At 51.0% G+C, this 6,208-nt stretch carries 4 protein-coding genes and 1 pseudogene; 4 read left to right on the forward strand and 1 reads right to left on the reverse strand.

The window, feature by feature from the left end:
* Nucleotides 1-120: 120 nt before the first annotated feature.
* Nucleotides 121-1,656, reverse strand: a complete 1,536-nt coding sequence (locus tag CSQ89_RS19050) for a KAP family P-loop NTPase fold protein (RefSeq protein ID WP_099407637.1) — start codon at nt 1,654-1,656, stop codon at nt 121-123.
* 415 nt (nt 1,657-2,071) lie between these two features.
* Here CSQ89_RS19050 and CSQ89_RS19055 point away from each other — a divergent pair, with 415 nt between their 5' ends.
* The 4 genes and pseudogenes from CSQ89_RS19055 to CSQ89_RS19065 form a co-directional block, all read left to right on the forward strand.
* A complete protein-coding gene (locus CSQ89_RS19055) occupies nt 2,072-4,303 on the forward strand; it encodes a penicillin-binding protein 1A (RefSeq protein ID WP_374701381.1) in 2,232 nt (743 codons plus the stop codon).
* Nucleotides 4,297-4,687: pseudogene (locus CSQ89_RS23325) on the forward strand (hypothetical protein); the annotation flags it as partial. The gene CSQ89_RS19055 and the pseudogene CSQ89_RS23325, both read left to right, overlap by 7 nt.
* A 190-nt stretch (nt 4,688-4,877) precedes the next feature.
* The gene (locus CSQ89_RS19060) at nt 4,878-5,543 is read left to right on the forward strand and encodes a hypothetical protein (protein ID WP_099407639.1); all 666 of its coding nucleotides are present in this window, start codon (nt 4,878-4,880) and stop codon (nt 5,541-5,543) included.
* Between the two features lie 159 nt (nt 5,544-5,702).
* Nucleotides 5,703-6,208, forward strand: a 506-nt coding sequence (locus CSQ89_RS19065; RefSeq protein ID WP_143747098.1) for a transposase, incomplete at its 3' end; no start/stop codon positions are given.

Genomic DNA, 6,208 nt, shown 5'->3' on the forward strand with positions numbered 1-6,208 from the left:
CCTACCATCGCCGACAAGCCCGTTGCTGTCGCCGCACCAAACGTGCTCAGCAAATAGTCGGTGTACAAATCGAGTTCTTTGTTCTTCATTGCGACAGGTTAGCGTATGCACTGCGTAACATCAGTTAATAAAAGGTTTTTTATCCGGCAAAGTACCCAAAGCCAAGCAAAGGCTTTCTACGTCCGCAATGCCTTTCTCACTGAATGCCTTAACCGTATCACCCAGAAATTCCATAAACTCCATGCAATTCTCTTCAGTCAAAGAGTGCAGTACCTCATTACGCTTTGCAGGTTCCAGTAATAATTTCCTTACAGACTCGAAACTAATATCCGAAGCGCTGAAGCCCCGCTGAAGTGCAACAAACAACCGACTAGGGTTTGCGATGCAGCCTCCTACTTCAGACGTGCTTTCTTTAACGGGGGAGTTGTCACACTTTGCTACCAATGGAAATAAAAAATGAACTACACGCTTGGCATCGATGGGTGAAGAGCAACCTTCCAATGCAGTTTCCCTCGCTTGGGCTCCACCGCTGATCATTTCCAGCGCTTTATCTTTTGATACTTGGTCCTTTGAGGCCGGGCCGGCAAAATAATGCGGTTTCCTACTGACCAACTCAAAAACTGGCGCCGCCTTGGTCATTAAGGCGGCTAATCCGACAATGTCAGCAAGCACGACTTCCCCGCGTAGTGCGGGTTCTATTATATGCACCGTATTAAATAATCGAATCACATCACGGGGCTGCTCAAGTAATTCCCGAAGCCCTGAAAAATAAAGATTGAACAGCCGATCCTCATCTCCCTTGAAATATGATGTTCGTGCATCAGGATGCAACTTTTCCAATGCATTTTTAAAGAGTGTCTGTCGTGATAAGCGAGACAACGTTGATAGTGGTATCCGGGCTTGCACCACCTTATCTAAATACATTTCAGGATGCGCTACCTTTAGACTCTTCAGTGACTCACTGACATAAGTGGGATCCCAAGCCAAAACATATCCAACATTGGGCAACTCCCCAACAGCTTTGATAATCCGCACCATTTCAAAGACCTCTGGCGGAAACAGCCGATCAATATCGTCAATAAAGACAATGATAGGTCTTGGATATTCATACAACGCATCCTTGACACGTTGTTTATGCTCTTCCAGATTCGGCATTTTATATTCTGCGATAGAGTCAGTCGCATGACCTACGGATTCAAATACCGACTTAACGATTGATGCCCAGGGTTCTGCACCGGGTATCAACTTCACGACATCAAAAGCCTTGGCATATGCCCTGATTTCTCGGGCGACCTTCTTGGCTCCATCAGCAGGATCGTGCAATTTAAGCGCTTGAGCGATTCGCGCTAGAAAGTTTCGCAGCAGTGCATCACGGTCGCCAACCAGCCAAGGATTGAAATGAACAATGATGGGCCGTTTAATTTCGTCCGTTTCCTTTTGCTGAAGCAAAAGATCCTCCACCATTGCTAATGCCGAGGTTTTACCGCTCCCCCAGGCGCCTTCGACCGACAAGACGAAACCACCTCTTGGAGAGACTGCTTTTAACGCATGAACCGCCGATTCGGCAAAAGAATGCCGGGAGAGCCTATCGTTCTCAAGCGCACTACCCTGCGCCAAAGGCTGATCAAGATCCATTCTTACCTCTTGCTGATTCATTTGCCGATCAACCTTAGCGGTCAGATGATCTGTTATATGTTGAATTCAGCAGGTCATGTCTTAGAGCCTCCTATATCGCAACTACCGCCCGCCATCAGGTATTGGGTGCCGATTGCCGGCTACGCAAGGCATACACGGTAGCGGGGTGGAAAGGATAAGATGCCGATGATTTTGCAATATGACCCCATTCGCGCCGCTTACGCTGTAGACCATTGTGACAACATCAGACCCACAACCCCTGCCTAATCCCCCCCGGCCCTCGCGGCTAAGAAGCTTCTGGCGACGCTGGCGTATCGCGTTGCTTTGCCTACTGGCCCTCATCGGCCTGGGGCTGGCAGCCGGCAGCTGGTGGTTACAGCAAGATCTCCCCTCACTGGCTGAGCTCGACAACCTCAAGCCCAAGGTACCGTTGCGGGTGTATTCGGAGGACGGCGTATTGATTGGCGAATTTGGTCAGGAACGCCGTAGCTTGGTCAAACTGGCAAATACGCCAGCAGACCTGAAGCATGCTGTGTTGGCGATTGAAGATGCACGGTTTTATGAACATGGCGCGGTCGATGTGCTGGGCATACTACGTGCCGGGTTGGCCAATCTGGGTAGTGGTGCACGTGGCCAGGGCGCCAGCACCATCACCATGCAACTAGCGCGCGATCTGTTTCTGACCAAGGACAAGACTTTCACCCGCAAACTGCGCGAAATCATGGTGGCCTACAAAATTGAAGCCGTGCGCAGCAAGGACGATATTCTGGAGCTGTATCTGAACCAGATCTACCTAGGCCAACGTGCATACGGCTTTGCCAGTGCGGCACGAGTGTATTTTGGTAAGGAATTGAAAGACATCACGCTAGCTGAAGCAGCCATGCTGGCTGGCCTGCCCAAAGCACCGGCTACCTTCAACCCGGTGGTCAACCCCAAACGCGCGCGCGTTCGGCAAGAATATATTCTCAAGCGCATGCAGGAACTGGGATATCTCGATAGCAAACGCTATGAAATCGCCGTTGCCGAACCTCTCAAGCTGGCGCTGGGCACCACCGCCACCCCTGCTGCCAAACCCTATGCCGAATACGCCGCCGAAATGGTACGCCAACAAATGGTGGCTCAGTATGGGGAAGCGGCTAACACCAAGGGTCTGGCCGTTACAACCACGCTTAATTACGCCACGCAGGTGCTGGCCTGGACCGCTGTGCGCACCAGCTTGCTCGACTATGACCGCAAACACGACTACCGTGGCCCAGAAGGCTTTATTGCGTTACCAGAAGGCAATGCGGAGCGCGAAGATACCATCGAAGCCGCATTGGAGCGCCACCCCAACGCCGACGCACTGCCCGCCGCCGTGGTGCTGAGCACCAACAGCCGCGAAGTAAACGCCATGACAGGCGATGGCGAGGTCCACCGTATCACCGGCACTGGCCTACGTTTCGCCAGCCGCGGCCTGCGTAGCGATGCAGCAATCAACCTGCGGCTGCGCCCCGGTTCCATCATCCGTCTGTATTGGGGAGACGCCAAGAAGCCCGAAATCAGCCAGTTGCCCGAAGTACAGGGCAGCCTCGTAGCACTGCAACCGCAGGATGGCGCGATCAAGGCTTTGGTTGGCGGTTTCGACTTTGAGGTCAATCACTTCAACCGGGCTACGCAGGCAATTCGCCAGCCCGGCTCCGCCTTTAAGCCTTTTATCTATTCGGCCGCGCTGGAAAAAGGTGTCGGGCCCGCCACCTTGGTCAACGACGCCCCCTTTTCAATCAAACTCGACCCGAATCGGGATGAAGTCTGGCAACCAAAAAACGACGATGGGCTGTCGGCAGGCCCCATCACATTGCGTTCGGGCTTGAAGAAATCCAAAAACCAAGTGGCAGTACGGGTGCTCGATTTTATCGGCGTGCCCTATGCACGCGACTACATCACGCGCTTTGGCTTTGAAAACAAGCAAATGCCACCTTACCTGCCGCTGGCGTTGGGTGCGGGTGATACCACGCCACTGCAACTGGCGGGCGGGTATGCCGTGTTTGCAAACGGTGGCTACAAAGTCACGCCGTACCTGATTCGCGAAGTACGGGATAGCGGTGGCAAGCTGCTATATGTCAGCAAAGCCCCACAAGCAGACGCCGATGCCCCCCGTGTATTGAGCGAAGCCAACGCATTTATCATGCATAGCCTGCTGCGGGGAGTCGCACAGAATGGCACGGCCTATCAAACCAACCAACTGGGACGCACCGATATTGGCGGTAAGACCGGCACCACCAACCAGGTACGCGATGCTTGGTTTGCGGGCTATCAACGCAGTCTGGTCGCCATCAGCTGGATAGGTTTTGACCACCCGCGTTCACTAGGCAATAACGGGGCAGGTGCTCAATTGGCCTTGCCCCAGTGGATGCGCTTTATGAAGCCAGCATTGAAGGACATGCCACATTACGAAATGCCCGAGCCGGCCGATGTCGTCAAAATTGGCGGTGAGTGGTATTACCGCAGCGCCCAACCAGGCCAGGGTTTTGTCAGCGGTATTGATATGCAAAATGCCGTCTGGCCAACCAAGGCCGAGGACACGATGAGCGAAGACGACGAATCGGAAGGCGAAGAGGAAACCGCTCGTGAAAGCGAGGTAATGGGTTCGAACGACACGCTCAATTTTCCGGGAAAGCGTGATCGCTGAAAAACAAGTGGCGCAGGGTTTTCAAGACCTAGGTCGAAGAACCCGACTTTGAGTCAGTGTTCATTGACAACGCCTGGATGAAGGCCCTTCGCACAGTGCCTGTGCTGCCAGTGATCAGGGCGGACAGGGGTATGGCAGTGAGCGCATACGCGAACAGATGATAGTGGCGCAGAGCGTACAACTGGTGATTCCAAGGAAGCGAAACTCGATCAGGGGCAATGCGAATCTGGACAGAGGGTTGTATCGCTAGTGGCATCGGGTCGAGAACGACTTTACACGGCTGAAACATTACCGGGCAGTAGCCGTTCCGATACGGCAAGCTGAAGCGTAAACGCCCAAAGCATGGTTGCCATGCCCAGCCGGCTCCTATGGCCACCCATGTAAAACATGAAGCGCCCCTAGTAAAAAAGAACATGTAGTGCACCATCCACATGGTCAATCCACAGTTCAGCACTGGTGGCTTTGTAAGTGGTAATTTGACCAAGGCTTGGTGCTATGCACAATAAAAAAATGATGTTGTACTAATGATTAATATATTTCTGATGTGATTAGTACCAGGACATAAGGATATTTAATGATGAAGCCACTTATAATAAAAAAGAATCTTTTATTAAAAATAGTTAAACTGCTTTTAATAATCCCGCTGCTACTGCTATCCCTTTACTACCTATCCAAGGCGGTAACAGATTTTAATAGCTTAGCGAACGATAAAATCCTTATGGGCATGACCATTCTATTATTTCTGCCCTTGAGTTTTTATTTGTTAAAAATTTTGATTTTAGATTATCTATTGGATTTTATTGGTACCAATGTGGAGTTAACAAGCTCTCACTTACGCTTGAAGTCTATCGAGCTGCCTACTATTGCATGGAACTCTATTGAATCACTACGTGTTGAAGAGAAATCTTTAGGTGTGGAAGTGTGTAAAATCGGTAGGAATCCTCGTGTGTATGTTTTGGAAAAAGGAGTACATTACATATGTATTAAATTTAGAAGCCACAATGACTTTTTCCAAAGAACTACATTGATAAATAAAAATAACAGCGTGTGTCATAACGAACACGAAGCCTTCATGGCGGAGGACGCGTGCTTTATTATTGACGAACCCAATCGTGTAATAAAGATACAAGCAGGTATAATCCTGCCAGACTCCTGGGCGGAAAAAGAAGAGAATCAATTGAATATGATTACTGATTATGCACGTTATCGTTTATCTCACACCAATCGCCAAATATTCTAATTCATCTCTTCTACGTTACTGGTGACTTTTCAAGCACAACAGCCAGCGCAAAAAATTTAACTTACATCTAACAGGCTGTTGAAAAACCCACCTCCTCAGTAGTCATAGTGCACCGCAGGATGAGATCATCCCACCACTCCATACCGATTCTTCTTCCTTATGCGTGGCGACGACCTAATTCAAGGCGCGATGTTCAGTTATGTCGACCTCAACAGCCGAGTCCCTACGATACACCCCTTGCGGCCGCTCAAGCAGGCGGTCGATACCATTCTCGCTGCGATGAGCCCACAGTTCCAAGCCCGTTATGCCTGCACTGGTCGCCCATCGATCTCTCCGGAACGCTTGTTGCGAGCACTGCTGCTGCAAGTGCTATACACCATCCGTAGCGAACGCTTGCTGGTCGAGCAACTGGATTACAACCTGCTGTTCCGCTGGTTCGTCGGTCTTGGCATCGATGACCCGATCTGGGATCACAGCACCTTCAGCGCCAATCGTGACCGACTGCTGGAACAGACACTACTCCGGGAGTTCTTTGATCGTAAATACCCGGAGGCCAGCATCTATCGCCGTCGCTGGACAGTGACCAAGCTGATTGACTCCTTATTATCGGAGTTCAGTCATGCTTGCAGTCCCCCAGCGCGCTTTCGTTGCCAACCAGCCCGTCG

The sequence above is a fragment of the Chitinimonas sp. BJB300 genome (genome assembly GCF_002735695.1).
In the GTDB taxonomy this organism is placed as follows: domain Bacteria; phylum Pseudomonadota; class Gammaproteobacteria; order Burkholderiales; family Chitinimonadaceae; genus Chitinimonas.

Excerpts from the sequence above, each read along its gene's own strand:
- CSQ89_RS19050 (WP_099407637.1), bottom strand. The coding sequence starts at position 1,656 with ATGAATCAGCAAGAGGTAAGAATGGATCTTGATCAGCCTTTGGCGCAG.
- CSQ89_RS19060 (WP_099407639.1), top strand. The coding sequence starts at position 4,878 with ATGATGAAGCCACTTATAATAAAAAAGAATCTTTTATTAAAAATAGTT.